Below are 13,649 nucleotides of genomic sequence, written 5' to 3' on the forward strand. Positions count from 1 at the left end.
GATAACTCGGGGCCGGCGCCGCACCGGGGGCAGCTGAAGTGTGTGATTAAATCCGACGCCGGGACGTCCAGGAGTTCTGCGGCGAACGTTCGCAGGGCACGCCGGCCAGCCACAAAGACGGCCCGTGGGCGAGGAGCCAGGGCGGCGGCGCGGGCCAGTTCGGCAGGCCCCAGCAGTACCGGCTGGCGGCCCGCCGTCGGCTCCCACCCTCCCGGTAGGCCGGGAGGGCAGGAACGCAGGACCGGCATTGGAGAGCCCGGCCTCGCCATCCGGATCCGGGCTTAGCGCTGCACGGCGCCGAAGCGCTCTGCAGCCAGGGCCACAGCGTTTTCGCGCGCAGCCGAGGCCTCATCGGCAGTCAACGTCCGGTCCGTAGCCCGGAAACGCAAGCCGAAGGCCAGCGATTTCTTGCCTTCTTCAATACCCTTGCCGGCGTAGACGTCGAACAGCGCCACGTCCTCCAACAGCTCGCCGGCGCCTTCGCGCAGAGCCTCGAGGACCTGGTCCGCGGGAATGTCCTGCGGTACCACCAGGGCAACGTCCTGGGTGGCTACCGGGAACGTGGAGATGTGGCGGGCCACAATCACATCCGCGGCTGCCTCGAACAGCGCATCCGCGTTGAATTCCAGCGCCACCGAACGGGCAGGCATGTCGTGCGCGGCCACGAGCTTCGGGTGCAGCTCGCCGGCGTAACCCACCACTTCACCGGTCCGAAGCGAGAGCTGCGCAGCGCGGCCCGGGTGGAACGCCTGGTGCGCACCCTGGCTGACAACGACCTCCACACCCAGGACATCCCCGGCGAGCCGGGCAATATCCAGCGCGTCGGACCAGTCCCACAAGCGCGGCGTGTGGCCGGCGGCAGCGGGTGAATCGTGGCCCGTGAGGACAGCGGCGACGTACAGCGGCTGGTCCGGGACGCCGTCGTACAGCGCATCCAGCACCTCGTCGGAAGGCTTGACGCCCAGCGGCGGGATGGACGGTGTTCCCACGGTCCCGCCGGGCAGGAAAACGAGGCCCGACTCGAAGAGCGCCAGGTCGCGGAAGCCGCGGGAGTAGTTCCGCTTGGCCACCTCGATGAGCCCGGGGAGGATGGACGTGCGCAGGAAGCCGTGTTCCTCGCTAATCGGGTTCGCCAGCTTGACCGCGCTCCGGGCAGCACCCTGCTCGGCGACGCCGAACGTCTCGTTGGCGGCCTTGGAGACGAACGGGTAGGCCAGGACTTCGGTCAGACCGGCGTCAGCCAGTGCCTGGATGAGCCGACGGCGCTGCTGCTGCACGCGGGTCAGGCCACGTCCCGGAGGGGCCACCGGAAGGGTGGCGGGGATGTTGTCGTAGCCCACCAGCCGCGCGATTTCCTCGGAGAGGTCTTCCTTGGTTTCCAGGTCGTTGCGCCAGCTGGGGGCGGTAACGGTCCAGCCGCCGTCGGCTTTTTCCACCACGGCACCGAGGTCCACCAGCGAGGTGGTGATCTGTTCTTCCGTGAAGTCGATGCCGATCCGCTGGGCGGCGAAGGCAGCCGGTAGCGCGATGGTCACGGCGTCCGGCGCGGTCCCGACGTCGGTCCCCGCCTGGTCAGCAACCCCACCGGCAAGTTCCACCAGGAGGTCAACAACACGCTGGGCAGCGATGTCCGCCACGTGCCAGTCGACGCCGCGCTCGAAGCGCTTGGACGCCTCGGACGGCAGCTTGTGCCGGCGGCGGGATCGGCCAATGGACACCTCGTCGAAGTGCGCCGCCTCAACCAGGACGTTCGACGTCGAATCGCTCACCTCCGTGGCTGCACCGCCCATCACACCGGCAATGCCGATCGCGCCGGAACCGTCCGTGATGAGGAGGTCCTCGACGTCGAGCGTGCGCTCCTTGTCGTCCAGGGTGGTGATCTTCTCCCCCGCCACGGCGCGCCGGACCACGATGTCGCCGGACAGTTTGTCCAGGTCATAGCAGTGCGTGGGCTGGCCAAGCTCGAGCATCACGTAGTTGGAGATGTCCACCGGCAGGGAGATGGAGCGGATTCCGGCAAGCCGCAGCCGCGAGGTCATCCACGGGGGCGTCGGCTTGGTGGCATTGACACCGCGGACGGTGCGGGCCACGAAACGGTCGCAGCCGGGCTTGCCGTAGACGGGAGCATCATCGTTGAGCTTCACGCCGTAGCCGCCGGAAAGTTCCGCCGGGGCCCGGACCTCGGCGGCGGGGTCCGTGAAGGAAGTTCCGGTGGCGTGGGCGTATTCACGGGCCACACCACGGATGGAGAACGCGTAGCCGCGGTCCGGAGTCACGTTGATCTCGGCTGCCTGGTCATAGAGGCCCAGCAGTTCCATGGCGTCCGTGCCGATTTCCGGATCAAGCCCGATGCGGGACAGGACCAGAATGCCGTCGTGGTCCTCGCCGATGCCAAGCTCGCGGACGGAGGCGATCATGCCGGCGGAGAGGTGGCCGTACGTCTTCCGGGCGGAGATACGGAAGTCGCCGGGCAGGACCGCTCCGGGCAGGGTGACCACTACTTTGTCGCCCTCAACGAAGTTGTGGGCGCCGCAGATGATCCCCTGCACGCCGGAGGGGTCGATGCCGTCGCCGGTCAGGGTCTGTTCCTGGCCTTCGGGGACAACCCGGACCTGGCACCAGTTGATGGTCTTGCCGTTGGTCTGGGGTTCCTTGACGACGCTCAGGACCTGGCCCACCACAACCGGACCCTGCAGGGCGTCCGTGGGGCGGTGGACGTCCTCTTCTTCAAAGCCAACCTTGACCAGTTCGGCCATAACGTCTTCGGCCGTTGCTCCGGCCGGTACTGCTGCGAATTCACGCAGCCAGGAAAGTGGGATACGCACTGTTAGATCTCCATCCCGAAATGCTCGCTGAAACGTACATCGCCTTCGATCATGTCGCGCATGTCGCCCACCTCATTGCGGAACATTAGGGCGCGCTCGATGCCCATGCCGAAGGCAAAGCCTGAATAGATGTCCGGGTCGATGCCCGCCGCGCGGAGCACGTTGGGGTTGACCATGCCGCAGCCGCCCCACTCGATCCAGCGCGGGCCGCCCTTTGCGCCCGGGTGCCAGATGTCCAGCTCGGCGGACGGCTCGGTGAACGGGAAGTAGTTCGGGCGCAGTCGGACCTGGGCTTCGTCGCCGAACATCTGGCGGGTGAAGTGTTCCAGAGTTCCGAGAAGGTCGGCCATGCTCAGGTTCCTGTCGATGGCGAGGCCCTCGAACTGGTGGAACACCGGAGTGTGGGTGGCGTCCAGCTCATCGGTGCGGAACACCTTGCCCGGGCACAGCACATAGATGGGCAGTTCGCGCTCCAGCATGGAGCGAACCTGCACCGGGGAAGTATGGGTCCGCATTACGAGGTGGGCTTCGGGGGGCTCCACGAAGAAAGTGTCCTGCATTTCGCGGGCCGGGTGGTCCGGCTTGAAGTTCAGGGCGTCGAAGTTAAACCATTCAGATTCCACCTCGGGGCCTTCGGCGATTTCCCACCCCATGCCAACAAAGATGTCCGCCACGCGGTCCTGCAGCGTGGAGAGTGGGTGACGGGCTCCTGCCCGACGACGGCGGGGTGCGGCAGTGACGTCCACTGTCTCTTCCAGCAGGATCCGGGCGTCGTTTTCGGCTTCCAGCTCGGCGGTACGGTCGGCGAGCGCCTTGTTGACCCGGCCCCGGGAGGAACCCATGAGTTTGCCGGCTACGGCTTTCTGGTCTTTCGGCAGTCCGCCGATCTCCCGGTTGGCCAGGCTGAGCGGTGACTTCTCACCGGTGTGCGCCAGCCTCACCGCCTTGAGTTCGTCAAGGGAGCCGGCGCCGGCAATGGCGGCGATGGCCTGGTCTACAGCGGCAGTGATGGCGGCTTCATCCGTAGGGTTCGGGATGGCGGCGCCCGGCAAAGTTTCAGTCATCTACTGTTCTTAGCTACGAGTCGGGGCTGCCGGTGAGCGGTGCGGCCGTGCGAGGTTTCCCGGCAGCGCATCCGTCACTGGCAGGTCATTCCGTGAATCCATGCTTGATGAATGCACTCGATGACCAGGTCAGGGCACACCGATCAAGACTGGTGGCCGCTATCCTCCAGTCTAAGTGAAGGCTCCGGCTACCATGGCCTCATGACACAAGGGCAGGGCCGGGCAGCCGCGCAGCTGTTGACGCCGGGGCAGCGGGTGCGGCAGCTCGCCAACCTGGCCAACGGAACTACCCTGTTGGGCTTGGCGGTTGCCGCAGCTGCGGGAACCGCCGTCAGCCAAGGCCCCCGAGGGCTGGTCATAGCGTCCGGATACCGGTGGCGCATTCCGTATGCGGGAGCCTTCACTCTTGGCAACATGGTCATCTGCCGGATTCAGACTGAAGAACTGACATCCAATCCGGCGCTCCTCGGGCATGAGGAAAAGCACTGCAGCCAGTACGCCTACTGCCTGGGTCTGCCCTTCCTTCCGCTGTATTTCTTGGCTGCAGGCTGGTCGCTGCTACGGACGGGCGATCCGGCGTCCGCAAATTACTTCGAACGGCAAGCCGGCCTGGCAGCCGGCGGTTACGTTGACATCAGGACACCAAGGCCGGCGCCCCAGGGGCCGGCGGAATCGAGGTCTGACAATGACGGGCGAACCCAATACCAGGACCATCACCGTGACCGGAACGGGGACGGCCGAGGCGCCACCTGACCTACTGACCATTTCCGTGGGCATCGAATGCCGGCGGGACAGCGTGGGCACCGCTTATGCGGATGCGGGATCATCGTCCGGCGCTGTATCCAGTGCGCTCCGCCAGCATGGCGTGGCCGACGCGGACATCCGGACGTCCGGGCTGAATGTCCGGCCGGAGTTCGTCTGGCGCGACGGCGGGGGCCAGCAAGTGACCGGGTATGTGGCCTCCAGTGTGCTTACAGTACGCCTGCGCCAAGTGACTGCGGCGTCCGGTCTTATTGCCGCCGCAGTAGGTGCCGGCGGCGACGACGTGCGTCTGCACGGACTGGAGCTTGGTTTCTCGGATGAGTCAGCCGTTGCCGCCCTTGCCCGGGAAGCTGCGTGGCAGGATGCCGTCGCCCGGGCCGAACAGTTTGCGTCCCTGGCGTCCGCACGGCTTGGCCCGGTGATCTCCCTTGCCGAGCACCCTGATGCGCCCGGGCCAGTTCCGGTGGCCCGACTCCAGCGCGCGGCCGCCAGCGAAGCCATCAGCGTGGAAGCGGGCCACGCGAGCATCAACGCCAGCGTCACTGTGGTGTGGGAACTGCAGGCCTGACGGCTCCCCCAGCCGGTGTCGAGTCCGGCGCGCGCACTTCCGCAGTATCCGGTCCTTGACTTAAGTTCGAACATATCTTCGAATAGAAGACATGAGATGGGATGCACAAGCACTGATGCCCCGGCCCGCCGATGACCTCGGAAGTGGCCCATCACCCGCCTTGCTCCCCCTTGCCGGGTTGGTCCGTTCGGTCACCACCCCCGAATTCGCCGGCATCACCTTCCATGAGGTCACCGCCAAATCGGTGCTCAACAAGGTGGTGGCCGGGTCGCGGATGCCGTTCGAGTGGACCGTGAACCCGTACCGCGGCTGCAGCCATGCCTGTGTTTACTGTTTTGCGCGCAAGAGCCACACGTACTTGGACTTTGACGCCGGGCTGGATTTTGACAGCCAGGTGGTGGTCAAGGTCAATGCCGCCGAGGTCCTCCGGAAGGAGCTGGCCAAGCCGTCCTGGGGCCGCCACCAGGTGGCGCTTGGCACCAACACCGATCCCTACCAACGGGCCGAGGGCCGCTACCAGCTGATGCCGGGAATCATCACGGCGCTGGCGGACTCAGGAACACCGTTGTCCATCCTCACCAAGGGGACGTTGTTGGCCCGGGACATTCCGCTCCTGAAGCGGGCTGCCGCCCAGGTGCCGGTAGGGGTGGGCATTTCCCTGGCGATGACGGACGAGGCACTCTCGGAAGCCGTGGAACCAGGCACGCCGGGGCCGCGTGCGCGGCTGAAGCTGGTCTCCCGCTTACGTGATGCCGGGCTCCCCTGCGGTGTAATGGCGATGCCCATCCTGCCGTGGCTGTCGGACAGTGACGAAGCGCTCGATGCCCTGTTCGGCTCCTTGGCCGCCGCAGGGGCCACAGGTGTGACGGCAGGCGCCCTTTACCTGAAGCCGGGTACCCGGGAATGGTTTATGGAGTGGATTGCCAGGAACCACCCGGAACTGGCAGGCCGCTACCGGAGGCTCTACGGCACAGGCTCCTATGCCTCCAAGGAATACCGCACGTGGCTCGCCGCCAAAGTCCGCTACTTCAAGCAGCGGCACGGCTTTGCAAGTTTCCACGGCTTCAGCCACCGCGATTTGGAGGACGACCCCCGCGGCGAGGAAGCCTCGTATCCGGCCGGGAGCATCCCTTCACCAAACTCCGTCGGCGCGCAAAAGCGCCCGGCTGCGGAGACCCAGCCCGCCGCTACCGGGCCGCGTCAGCAGCCCACCCTGTTCTAGTGGCAGATTCCTAGCTGGCCGGAACGACCAGACCCTTGTACTTCTCCTGCAGGAAGTCCTTCATGTCCTGGGAGGTCAGTATCTTGTAGAGCTTCTGCACCCGGGGATCGTCCGTCATCTCGGCCTTGACCGCAAGCACGTTGTAGTAAGCGCTGTCCTTACCTTCCACCAGCAACTGCTTATCCGCGCTCAATCCGGCAGGCAGTGCGAACGCCAGGGTCACAATGGCGGCGTCCTTGTCGTTGAGGGCCTGCGGGAGGCTGGCGTTCTCAATCTCGGTGAACTGGATGTTCTTCGGGTTGGCCGTAACGTCCTTAAGCGTGATGGGATTCTCTGTCACCTCGATGAGGCCCTTCGAGGCGAGCAGCTTCAGGGCCCGGGACTCGTTGGTGGGATCGTTGGGGGATGGCGACGCTGGCGCCGTCGGGCAGGTCCTGCAGTTCGGCGATGTCATTCGAGTAGAGCGCCATCGACGGCAGGTAGACCTTACCGACGCTGACCAGGTTCTTGCCGGACGCTTTGTTGTACGTCTCCAGGAAGGTGGTGGTCTGGGAGAGGTTGGCATCCATGTCACCGTCGCTGACGGCGGGGTTCGGCGTGTAGTCGCTGAACTCCTTGTACTCGGCCGTCAGGCCCTCGGCCTCAGCAAGCTCGCGCTGGACATGTTTGAGCATGTCCCATGGCGGGGACGGCCAGGGCCCCCACCTTGATGGTGCTGGACGCATCGGAAGAGCTGCTGGAACCGCAGGCGGACAGCGCCAGGACGACTGCGATACCGGCGGCTGCTGCTTTGATGACATGTGTTCGGATCATGGGGATCCCCTTCAGGATGGTGCGGGGTGATATGGGGATGCGTGCACGTAGGGAAATACAGAGCGCTGTGGTGGTCACCAACAGCACACCGGCGGCCAGCCCGAACAGGACGGTGAATAGCAGGCTGACGCCCACGGTGTAGAAAGTTTCCCCGGCGCCCTTGAGGATCGTCTCAAACCAGTCTGCCCAGAAGTACGGATCATTGCGGTCAATCACTTGATTACCTCCACAAATAGCCCCTGCGACCGAAGGTGGGCTATGGCCGCGTCCACGGCCTGCCTCTCCCCCGGGAGTTCCAGCCTGGTCCGCCCGGTCTGGTGCCCGTGGATGGTTTCGAGCGCGGCGCCGAGGATGCCGACGTCAATGCCGCGCTTGCGTGCCAACTGGGCGAAGACAGGGCGGCCCACGGTCACGCCGGTAAGGTGATCTCCACTATGGTGTTCGCCGTCTCGGGAATCTCACCGAGGGGAAAAAGCGCATGGCCGAGCAAGGGACTTTCCGTAGTCAACAACTGCTCCACCGATCCCTGCTCCAGGATTTTTCCCTGGCTCATCACGGCGGCGGAGTCGCAGATCCGTTTCACGACGTCCATTTCGTGGGTGATCAAAAGCACGGTCAATCCTAGGTCATGAGCTGCCGGATCAGGTCCAGGATCTGCTGCGTTGTGTCAGGGTCCAGCGCCGAGGTGGCCTCATTGCTGAGGAGGACGGACGGGCTGGACGCCAGGGCGCGGGCGATGCCCACCCGCTGCTTCTGGCCGCCGGACAGCTGGGCGGGATATGCCGAAGCCTTTCCATGAAGGCCTACAAGCTCCAGGAATTCCAGCGAACGCGTACGGCACTGCCCGCGGCTGGCACCGGTGATTTCCAGGGACAGCTCCACGTTCGCCTGGACAGTGCGACTGCTGAGCAGGTTGAAGTGCTGGAAGATCATGCCGATGTTGTGCGGTGCCGCGCGCAGTTCCGCCCCTTCCAGGGTGGTCATGTCACGGCCGTCAACGGTGACGCTGCCGGATTCGGGACGCTCCAGTGAATTGATGGCGCGGATCAGGGTGCTTCCGGCATCATGGCGCTCCTCAGAAGTTCTGTGCTGTGATGAATCCGGAATGCCCTCCGGGGAAACGGCGCCGAACATACGCCGCGATTTTGGGCGTCGGGCCGTCCTAAAATTCAGCGGGGGCAGTTGAAACAACAGGTGTGCCCAAGGATTCAAGAAGTGCCCGGACAATAGGGAAGTCGGCCGGGATCCACGGAAGACTGAGAGCTTCATCACGGTTCGTAGTGCTGATCCATTTCAGCAGGTCGTGGTCTTCGAGCGGCTGGGGATCACCGTTGGAAATTTCCGCCAACCACACCCGCATGCTGGCCCGCTCGTTCAGCCGCCAGCCAGCCGCCGTCCCGGCGGGGAGTTCCGGCCCCAGACGGACCTCTACGCCAAGTTCCTCCCTGAGTTCCCGGTGCAGCGCAGCCTCGCACTGTTCCGCGGCCTCCACCTTGCCGCCGGGGAATTCCCAGAGTCCAGCGAACTGCTCGGGAGCAGTCCGTCTGGCTACCAGCATGCGCGTCGGCTTCATTAACGAGTCCACTATTGCTCCGCCAACTACCTGTATCAGTCCACTCACCGCACCAGTCTATGAGGGAGAATGGTCTTCGGGCCTTCCCCAGCAACCCCTTTGAAAAGCAGGCACATGAGCAGCGTCGTCCAAACACCCACCGCGTCCAAGGCGAAGACTCCGCACGTTGGCGCAGCGATTTTCGCGCTGGCCATGGGCGGCGTCGGAATCGGCGTCACGGAGTTCACCATGATGGGCCTGCTGAAAGAGGTGGAACAAGGACTCAGCATCAGCACCCCGGAGGCGGGGCACCTCATCTCCGCCTATGCTCTCGGAGTTGTGGTGGGCGCGCCACTGCTCGCCGCAGTCGGAGCCAAACTTCCGCGCAAACACCTCGCGCTCGGCCTCATGCTGTTCTTCACCCTTGCCAACCTGACGTCCTATCTTGCTCCCGATTACGGCAGCATGCTGGTTTCCCGGTTTGCGGCCGGACTGCCGCACGGCGCATTCTTCGGAGTCGCGGCCGTGATCGCCGCCTCCCTGGTTTCCCCCACCCGCCGCGGTTGGGCCATTTCCATGGTCATGGCAGGCCTGTCCGTTTCAAACGTCATCGGCGTCCCCGCGGCCACGTGGGTCGGCCAGACCTTCGGCTGGCGGCTGCTGTTCCTCCTCGTGGGAGGTATTGGCTTGCTGACGCTGGTACTGCTGTTGCGCTATGTTCCGTACCAGGCACCTCATCCTGACGCGAGCATCCGCCGCGAACTCGGTGCGCTCAGGCGGCTTCAGGTGTGGCTGGCCATCCTGATCGGCATCGTGGGCTTTGGCGGCTTCTTCGCGACCTACACCTACATAGCCCACACCATGACCCTGGTGGCCGGGATTCCGGCGTCGCTGCTCCCCATTGTCGTCGCACTCTACGGACTGGGCATGGTGGCGGGAACCATCGTGGGCGGCAGGCTTGCCGACAAGTCAGTGATGGGGACGCTGTACTGGGTCCTGCCCGGAATCGCCGTCGCCCTGATGGTTTACGCGGTAGCTGTGCACTGGCCCTGGTCAGCCCTCGTGATGGTCTTTGTGGTGGGAGCGTCCGGCTCCATGCTGATCCCGGCCCTGCAGACCCGCTTGTTGGATGCCTCGCCGGACGCCCCCTCCCTCGCTTCTTCGCTCAACCACGCCGCGCTCAACGTTGCCAATGCCTTGGGCGCCTTCCTGGGCGGCGTAGTGATCGCCTGGGGCTGGGGCTTCGTGGCGCCCGCGCTCGTGGGGGCCGTATTGGCTGTCCTAGGCTTTGGCATCGCCGTAACCAGCGGCCTCCTGGAACGCAAGAAGCCGCTGGCCGCCTGATCCGGGGGAACGGGGCGGCCAGCGGCTTCACCGAAGCATTCGGTGCGCTGAGGAACGAACGTCAGGCCTGCGCGTCCTGAGCCCCGGCCTCGGCGGAAATGTGGCCGTCGCCTGGAACCCGACCTGCGCCTGAGATCTCGTCCGTCGGACCGTCTTCGCGATGCAGGTCCGGTTCGAGGTAGATCACCCGGGCCATCGGAACAGCCGTGCGGATCCGGGACTCGGCACCATCAATCGCGGCGGCGATGTCCCGGCCGTTTTCGGCGGCATCCACGGAGATCTTGGCGGCCACCAGCAGCTCCTCCGGTCCGAGGTGAAGGGTCTTGAGGTGGATGATGCGGTTGTGTCCCCCGGCCTCGATGGCCTCACTGATGCGGGCCACGTCATCGCGGGTGGCAGACTCGCCCAGCAGCAGGGACTTGGTTTCGATAGCCAGCACCACCGCGATGGCCACAAGCAGCAGGCCGATCATGCCTGTGCCCGCGGCGTCCCAGATCCCGTTGCCGGTGACGAGGGTCATGCTCACACCGACGAGCGCGAACACAAGGCCGAGAAGCGCACCGAGGTCTTCCAGCAGGATGACCGGAAGCTCCGGCTGTTTGGCCGTGCGCACAAAACTCACCCAGCCTTGCTTGCCGCGGACGTGGTTGGACTCGATGATGGCCGTCCGGAACGAGAAGGACTCAGCCACGATGGCGCCGATCAGCACAGCCAGGGGAACCCACCAGAAGTCCCCTTCGATGGCATGCGGGTGCTGCAGTTTCTCCCACGCTTCGAAAAGTGCAAAGAGCCCGCCCACGCTGAAGAGCACGATCGAGACGATAAAGGCGTAAATGTAGCGTTCGCGGCCATACCCGAACGGGTGCTCTGGGCTGGCTGCCTTCCTGGCGCGCTTGCCGCCGATCAGGAGCAGCAGTTGGTTGCCCGAGTCGGCCACAGAGTGGATGGCTTCGGCCAGCATTGACGAGGATGCCGTCAGAAAAAAGGCCACGAATTTCAGGACGGCGATGGTCAGATTTGCGGCTAGGGCCGCGACGATCGCCTTGGTACCGCCATTTGCAGCCACGGAGGCTTCTCCTCTTCACAGGTTTCAAGAACAAGCAGGGATATTCGCGGCGCCGCAGTCGGCCCCGCCCACGAACACCGTACCTTTTCGGGTGAAGAAGACGCGCCTCTGACATGCACTAAGCCTGCTGACATTAGAGGGACCGTATGTTAGCTTGAACACTAATCGGGACGTTTAATCCCGACGAATATGAAGGAGGAGACATGGGTTTTCTTGCTTGGATTATTCTCGGCCTCATCGTAGGGGCCATCGTCAAGGCTGTCATGCCGGGCAAGGTTGGCGGCGGCTGGGTGACGAGTCTCGTGCTCGGCGTAGTCGGCGCGATTGTAGGCGGCTGGATTGGCAGTCTCCTGTTCGGCAGGGGTGACCTTGCCTTCTTTGATCTGGGTACCTGGATCATGGCTATCGTAGGCGGCCTGGTAGTTGCCGGTGTCTACGGCGCCATCACAGGACGCAGCAAGAGCACGCGGGCGCCCTGATTACCCCAACCTCATCTGATTCATATACAGCAAGGGCCCCGGAGAACTTCCGGGGCCCTGCCTTGTTAGGTCACGTGTCCAGGCGAGCCAGAATTTCTCGTGAGCCACGCCTGGAGGTCAGTCATGCCTTCTGGGAACGGGCACTCGCGTAGAGGCACACCGTTGCCGCCGTGCCGAGGTTCAAGCTTTCCGCGGCACCGTATACGGGCACAGCCACCCGGTGATCGGCCAAAGCCAGCTCATCTTCGGAGAGCCCCTGCGCTTCGTTTCCGAACAGCCACGCGGTGGGACTCTCCAGGGCGAACAACGATTCAACGCCGGGGCCTGCGATCCGGCGGGCGGCGTTTTCGTCCTGGAGCGTATCCAGGTTAACGTCACCGTCACCGTCGGCGGCCAGTATGCCAATCCCCCGAGCCCGGCAGGCGGCTGCCACTTCCGAAATATCGGCGCCCAGGACCACGGGCAGATGGAACAGGGAACCGGCGGTGGAACGGACCGCCTTGGGGTTATAGATGTCAACGCTGGATGGTGTCAGGATGACGGCGTCCGCCCCGGCCGCGTCAGCTGCCCGGAGCACGGTGCCGGCGTTGCCGGGGTCCCGGACCTGGCACAGCACTGCAAGCAGCCGCGGGCCGGCGTCGAGGACCTGCTCAAGGCTCACGTCCAGGAAGCCGCAGACCGCGAGAATGCCCTGTGGGGTTACCGTGTCCGCCATCGCGGCCAGCACTTCGTCGGTAGTGAGGTATGCGTCGATGCCCTCCGCGAGTGCCTCCAGGTCCGGGTGCCGGTCGAGGCAGGCCTCGCTCGCGTAGACCTCATAGACGACGCCGGGCTCCCCCGCAGCAATCCTTTTCTGGTGCAGCGTCATGGCCTCACGGACAGCCTGCGGACCCTCCGCCAGGAACTCGCTGCGCTTTAAACGGGCCGGGCGCCCGGCAAGCTGTGCCACCTTCCTCACCCGATCAGCTCGGGGATTGGAGAGTGGAAAGTCTTGCGGGCGCCCGGTTTCGTTCATATAAGAACCTTAGTGGCTTCAGCCACCAGTCCTCGAACTGGCGTGGGTGCTACTTGGCAGCCACGTCAGCGGCAGGCTTTGCAGCCTTGGCCTTGGGTGCCTTGGCAGCCTTGGCAGCCTTGGCAGCCTTGGGGGCTACAGCCTCGACGGCCGGAGCGGACGTGTCAGCAGGCAGGGAATCCTTGGCGATCTTCACCAGCGCGGCGAATGCGTTCGCATCCGAAACAGCCAGCTCAGCAAGCATGCGGCGGTCAACCTCGACCTCAGCGGCCTTCAGGCCCTGGATCAGGCGGTTGTAGGTCAGACCGTTGGCGCGGGATGCAGCATTGATGCGCTGGATCCAAAGGCGGCGGAAGTCGCCCTTCTTCTTCTTGCGGTCGCCGTAGCTGTACACAAACGAGTGCAGCAGCTGCTCTTTGGCCTTGCGGTACAGGCGTGAACGCTGTCCACGGTAGCCCTTTGCGCGTTCAAGGATAACCCGGCGCTTCTTGTGGGCGTTGACCGCCCTCTTCACACGTGCCACGTGCGTACTCCTTCGAAAATTCTGATCCCAAGCATCTACTGCCGGAACAACCGGCTGGCCTGAGAAGCCTTTTTGGTAGTTGACTGTTGCCAGGTGGCATCAGTCAGAGAACTTGGACTTAGATGCCGAGCATCTTCCGGATGACCTTTGCGTCACCCTTGAAGACAATCTTGTCGCCGGCTAGGCGACGAGTCAGCCTGGAGGACTTGTGCTCAAGGTAGTGGCGGCGGTTGGCCTGCTGGCGGCGCAGCTTGCCGCTGCCGGTCAGCTTGAAGCGCTTCTTAGCACCACTGTGGGTCTTCATCTTCGGCATGGGAACCGATCTCCTTACGTGTCCACAGACATTGTCTGCAGTTCTTTCGAGCAGCCGCCCCTGCAGGCGGCGTGCTGGTTGCGTACTGCGGGAGGATAACCTC

The 13,649-nt window shown here is 64.5% G+C and carries 18 protein-coding genes; 5 read left to right on the top strand and 13 right to left on the bottom strand.

Annotated features, from left to right (window positions below):
- Positions 1-281 precede the first annotated feature (281 nt).
- Both pheT and pheS read right to left on the bottom strand, forming a co-directional pair.
- On the bottom strand, positions 282-2,825 hold the full coding sequence (pheT, locus tag ACZYZ4_RS09585) for a phenylalanine--tRNA ligase subunit beta (RefSeq protein ID WP_463860293.1): 2,544 nt from the start codon (positions 2,823-2,825) through the stop codon (positions 282-284).
- Between the two features lie 2 nt (positions 2,826-2,827).
- Entirely contained in the window at positions 2,828-3,889 is a 1,062-nt protein-coding gene (gene pheS / locus ACZYZ4_RS09590; protein WP_463860295.1) for a phenylalanine--tRNA ligase subunit alpha, read from the bottom strand.
- A gap of 201 nt (positions 3,890-4,090) precedes the next feature.
- Between pheS and ACZYZ4_RS09595 the strand changes: the two genes are divergently transcribed.
- From ACZYZ4_RS09595 to ACZYZ4_RS09605, 3 genes are all read left to right on the top strand, one after another.
- The gene (locus ACZYZ4_RS09595; protein WP_463860297.1) at positions 4,091-4,642 is read left to right on the top strand and encodes a hypothetical protein; all 552 of its coding nucleotides are present in this window, start codon (positions 4,091-4,093) and stop codon (positions 4,640-4,642) included.
- Positions 4,575-5,219, top strand: a complete 645-nt coding sequence (locus ACZYZ4_RS09600) for an SIMPL domain-containing protein (protein WP_463860299.1) — start codon at positions 4,575-4,577, stop codon at positions 5,217-5,219. Before ACZYZ4_RS09595 ends, ACZYZ4_RS09600 begins: the two co-directional genes overlap by 68 nt.
- A gap of 91 nt (positions 5,220-5,310) precedes the next feature.
- Positions 5,311-6,441 carry an Rv2578c family radical SAM protein gene (locus tag ACZYZ4_RS09605; RefSeq protein ID WP_463860301.1) on the top strand — a complete coding sequence of 377 codons (1,131 nt, stop codon included), beginning with the start codon at positions 5,311-5,313 and terminating at the stop codon, positions 6,439-6,441.
- 10 nt (positions 6,442-6,451) lie between these two features.
- Here the strand turns inward: ACZYZ4_RS09605 and ACZYZ4_RS09610 are convergent, their stop codons facing one another.
- Genes ACZYZ4_RS09610 through ACZYZ4_RS09640 form a run of 7 tightly spaced genes read right to left on the bottom strand, consistent with a single transcriptional unit; the run spans position 6,452 to position 8,875 of the window.
- Positions 6,452-6,781, bottom strand: coding sequence for a MetQ/NlpA family ABC transporter substrate-binding protein (locus ACZYZ4_RS09610; protein ID WP_463860303.1), 330 nt, complete (start codon positions 6,779-6,781; stop codon positions 6,452-6,454).
- The gene (locus tag ACZYZ4_RS09615) at positions 6,756-7,115 is read right to left on the bottom strand and encodes a MetQ/NlpA family ABC transporter substrate-binding protein (RefSeq protein ID WP_463860305.1); all 360 of its coding nucleotides are present in this window, start codon (positions 7,113-7,115) and stop codon (positions 6,756-6,758) included. The genes ACZYZ4_RS09610 and ACZYZ4_RS09615 overlap by 26 nt, the downstream gene beginning before the upstream one ends.
- Positions 7,084-7,470 (bottom strand): hypothetical protein, encoded by a 387-nt coding sequence (locus tag ACZYZ4_RS09620; RefSeq protein ID WP_463860307.1) that lies wholly within the window; start codon positions 7,468-7,470, stop codon positions 7,084-7,086. The genes ACZYZ4_RS09615 and ACZYZ4_RS09620 overlap by 32 nt, the downstream gene beginning before the upstream one ends.
- Positions 7,467-7,667, bottom strand: coding sequence for an NIL domain-containing protein (locus ACZYZ4_RS09625; protein ID WP_463860309.1), 201 nt, complete (start codon positions 7,665-7,667; stop codon positions 7,467-7,469). The genes ACZYZ4_RS09620 and ACZYZ4_RS09625 overlap by 4 nt, the downstream gene beginning before the upstream one ends.
- A complete protein-coding gene (locus ACZYZ4_RS09630) occupies positions 7,664-7,867 on the bottom strand; it encodes a hypothetical protein (RefSeq protein WP_463860311.1) in 204 nt (67 codons plus the stop codon). The genes ACZYZ4_RS09625 and ACZYZ4_RS09630 overlap by 4 nt, the downstream gene beginning before the upstream one ends.
- 8 nt (positions 7,868-7,875) lie before the next feature.
- Positions 7,876-8,388 (bottom strand): ATP-binding cassette domain-containing protein, encoded by a 513-nt coding sequence (locus tag ACZYZ4_RS09635; RefSeq protein WP_463860313.1) that lies wholly within the window; start codon positions 8,386-8,388, stop codon positions 7,876-7,878.
- 28 nt (positions 8,389-8,416) lie between these two features.
- Positions 8,417-8,875, bottom strand: a complete 459-nt coding sequence (locus ACZYZ4_RS09640) for a (deoxy)nucleoside triphosphate pyrophosphohydrolase (RefSeq protein ID WP_463860315.1) — start codon at positions 8,873-8,875, stop codon at positions 8,417-8,419.
- A 66-nt stretch (positions 8,876-8,941) separates the two neighbouring features.
- Between ACZYZ4_RS09640 and ACZYZ4_RS09645 the strand changes: the two genes are divergently transcribed.
- A complete protein-coding gene (locus ACZYZ4_RS09645) occupies positions 8,942-10,150 on the top strand; it encodes an MFS transporter (RefSeq protein WP_463860317.1) in 1,209 nt (402 codons plus the stop codon).
- 61 nt (positions 10,151-10,211) lie between these two features.
- On the opposite strand, the gene ACZYZ4_RS09650 is transcribed toward ACZYZ4_RS09645, so the two are convergent.
- A complete protein-coding gene (locus tag ACZYZ4_RS09650) occupies positions 10,212-11,216 on the bottom strand; it encodes a cation diffusion facilitator family transporter (RefSeq protein WP_463860318.1) in 1,005 nt (334 codons plus the stop codon).
- A 203-nt stretch (positions 11,217-11,419) separates the two neighbouring features.
- Between ACZYZ4_RS09650 and ACZYZ4_RS09655 the strand changes: the two genes are divergently transcribed.
- The gene (locus tag ACZYZ4_RS09655; RefSeq protein WP_463860320.1) at positions 11,420-11,695 is read left to right on the top strand and encodes a GlsB/YeaQ/YmgE family stress response membrane protein; all 276 of its coding nucleotides are present in this window, start codon (positions 11,420-11,422) and stop codon (positions 11,693-11,695) included.
- 121 nt (positions 11,696-11,816) lie between these two features.
- Here the strand turns inward: ACZYZ4_RS09655 and ACZYZ4_RS09660 are convergent, their stop codons facing one another.
- The 3 genes from ACZYZ4_RS09660 to rpmI form a co-directional block, all read right to left on the bottom strand.
- Positions 11,817-12,710, bottom strand: coding sequence for a TrmH family RNA methyltransferase (locus tag ACZYZ4_RS09660; protein ID WP_463860322.1), 894 nt, complete (start codon positions 12,708-12,710; stop codon positions 11,817-11,819).
- A 49-nt stretch (positions 12,711-12,759) separates the two neighbouring features.
- A complete protein-coding gene (gene rplT, locus ACZYZ4_RS09665; protein ID WP_463860324.1) occupies positions 12,760-13,233 on the bottom strand; it encodes a 50S ribosomal protein L20 in 474 nt (157 codons plus the stop codon).
- Between the two features lie 118 nt (positions 13,234-13,351).
- Positions 13,352-13,546 (bottom strand): 50S ribosomal protein L35, encoded by a 195-nt coding sequence (rpmI, locus tag ACZYZ4_RS09670; RefSeq protein WP_009358635.1) that lies wholly within the window; start codon positions 13,544-13,546, stop codon positions 13,352-13,354.
- Positions 13,547-13,649: the final 103 nt, after the last annotated feature.

It is taken from the genome of Pseudarthrobacter adonitolis (assembly GCF_055412845.1).

Coding starts and splice junctions, on each gene's coding strand:
- pheS (WP_463860295.1), bottom strand. CDS start 3,889: ATGACTGAAACTTTGCCGGGCGCCGCCATCCCGAACCCTACGGATGAA.
- ACZYZ4_RS09595 (WP_463860297.1), top strand. CDS start 4,091: ATGACACAAGGGCAGGGCCGGGCAGCCGCGCAGCTGTTGACGCCGGGG.
- ACZYZ4_RS09600 (WP_463860299.1), top strand. CDS start 4,575: ATGACGGGCGAACCCAATACCAGGACCATCACCGTGACCGGAACGGGG.
- ACZYZ4_RS09605 (WP_463860301.1), top strand. CDS start 5,311: ATGAGATGGGATGCACAAGCACTGATGCCCCGGCCCGCCGATGACCTC.
- ACZYZ4_RS09615 (WP_463860305.1), bottom strand. CDS start 7,115: ATGCTCAAACATGTCCAGCGCGAGCTTGCTGAGGCCGAGGGCCTGACG.
- ACZYZ4_RS09635 (WP_463860313.1), bottom strand. CDS start 8,388: ATGTTCGGCGCCGTTTCCCCGGAGGGCATTCCGGATTCATCACAGCAC.
- ACZYZ4_RS09645 (WP_463860317.1), top strand. CDS start 8,942: ATGAGCAGCGTCGTCCAAACACCCACCGCGTCCAAGGCGAAGACTCCG.
- ACZYZ4_RS09655 (WP_463860320.1), top strand. CDS start 11,420: ATGGGTTTTCTTGCTTGGATTATTCTCGGCCTCATCGTAGGGGCCATC.
- ACZYZ4_RS09660 (WP_463860322.1), bottom strand. CDS start 12,710: ATGAACGAAACCGGGCGCCCGCAAGACTTTCCACTCTCCAATCCCCGA.
- rpmI (WP_009358635.1), bottom strand. CDS start 13,546: ATGCCGAAGATGAAGACCCACAGTGGTGCTAAGAAGCGCTTCAAGCTG.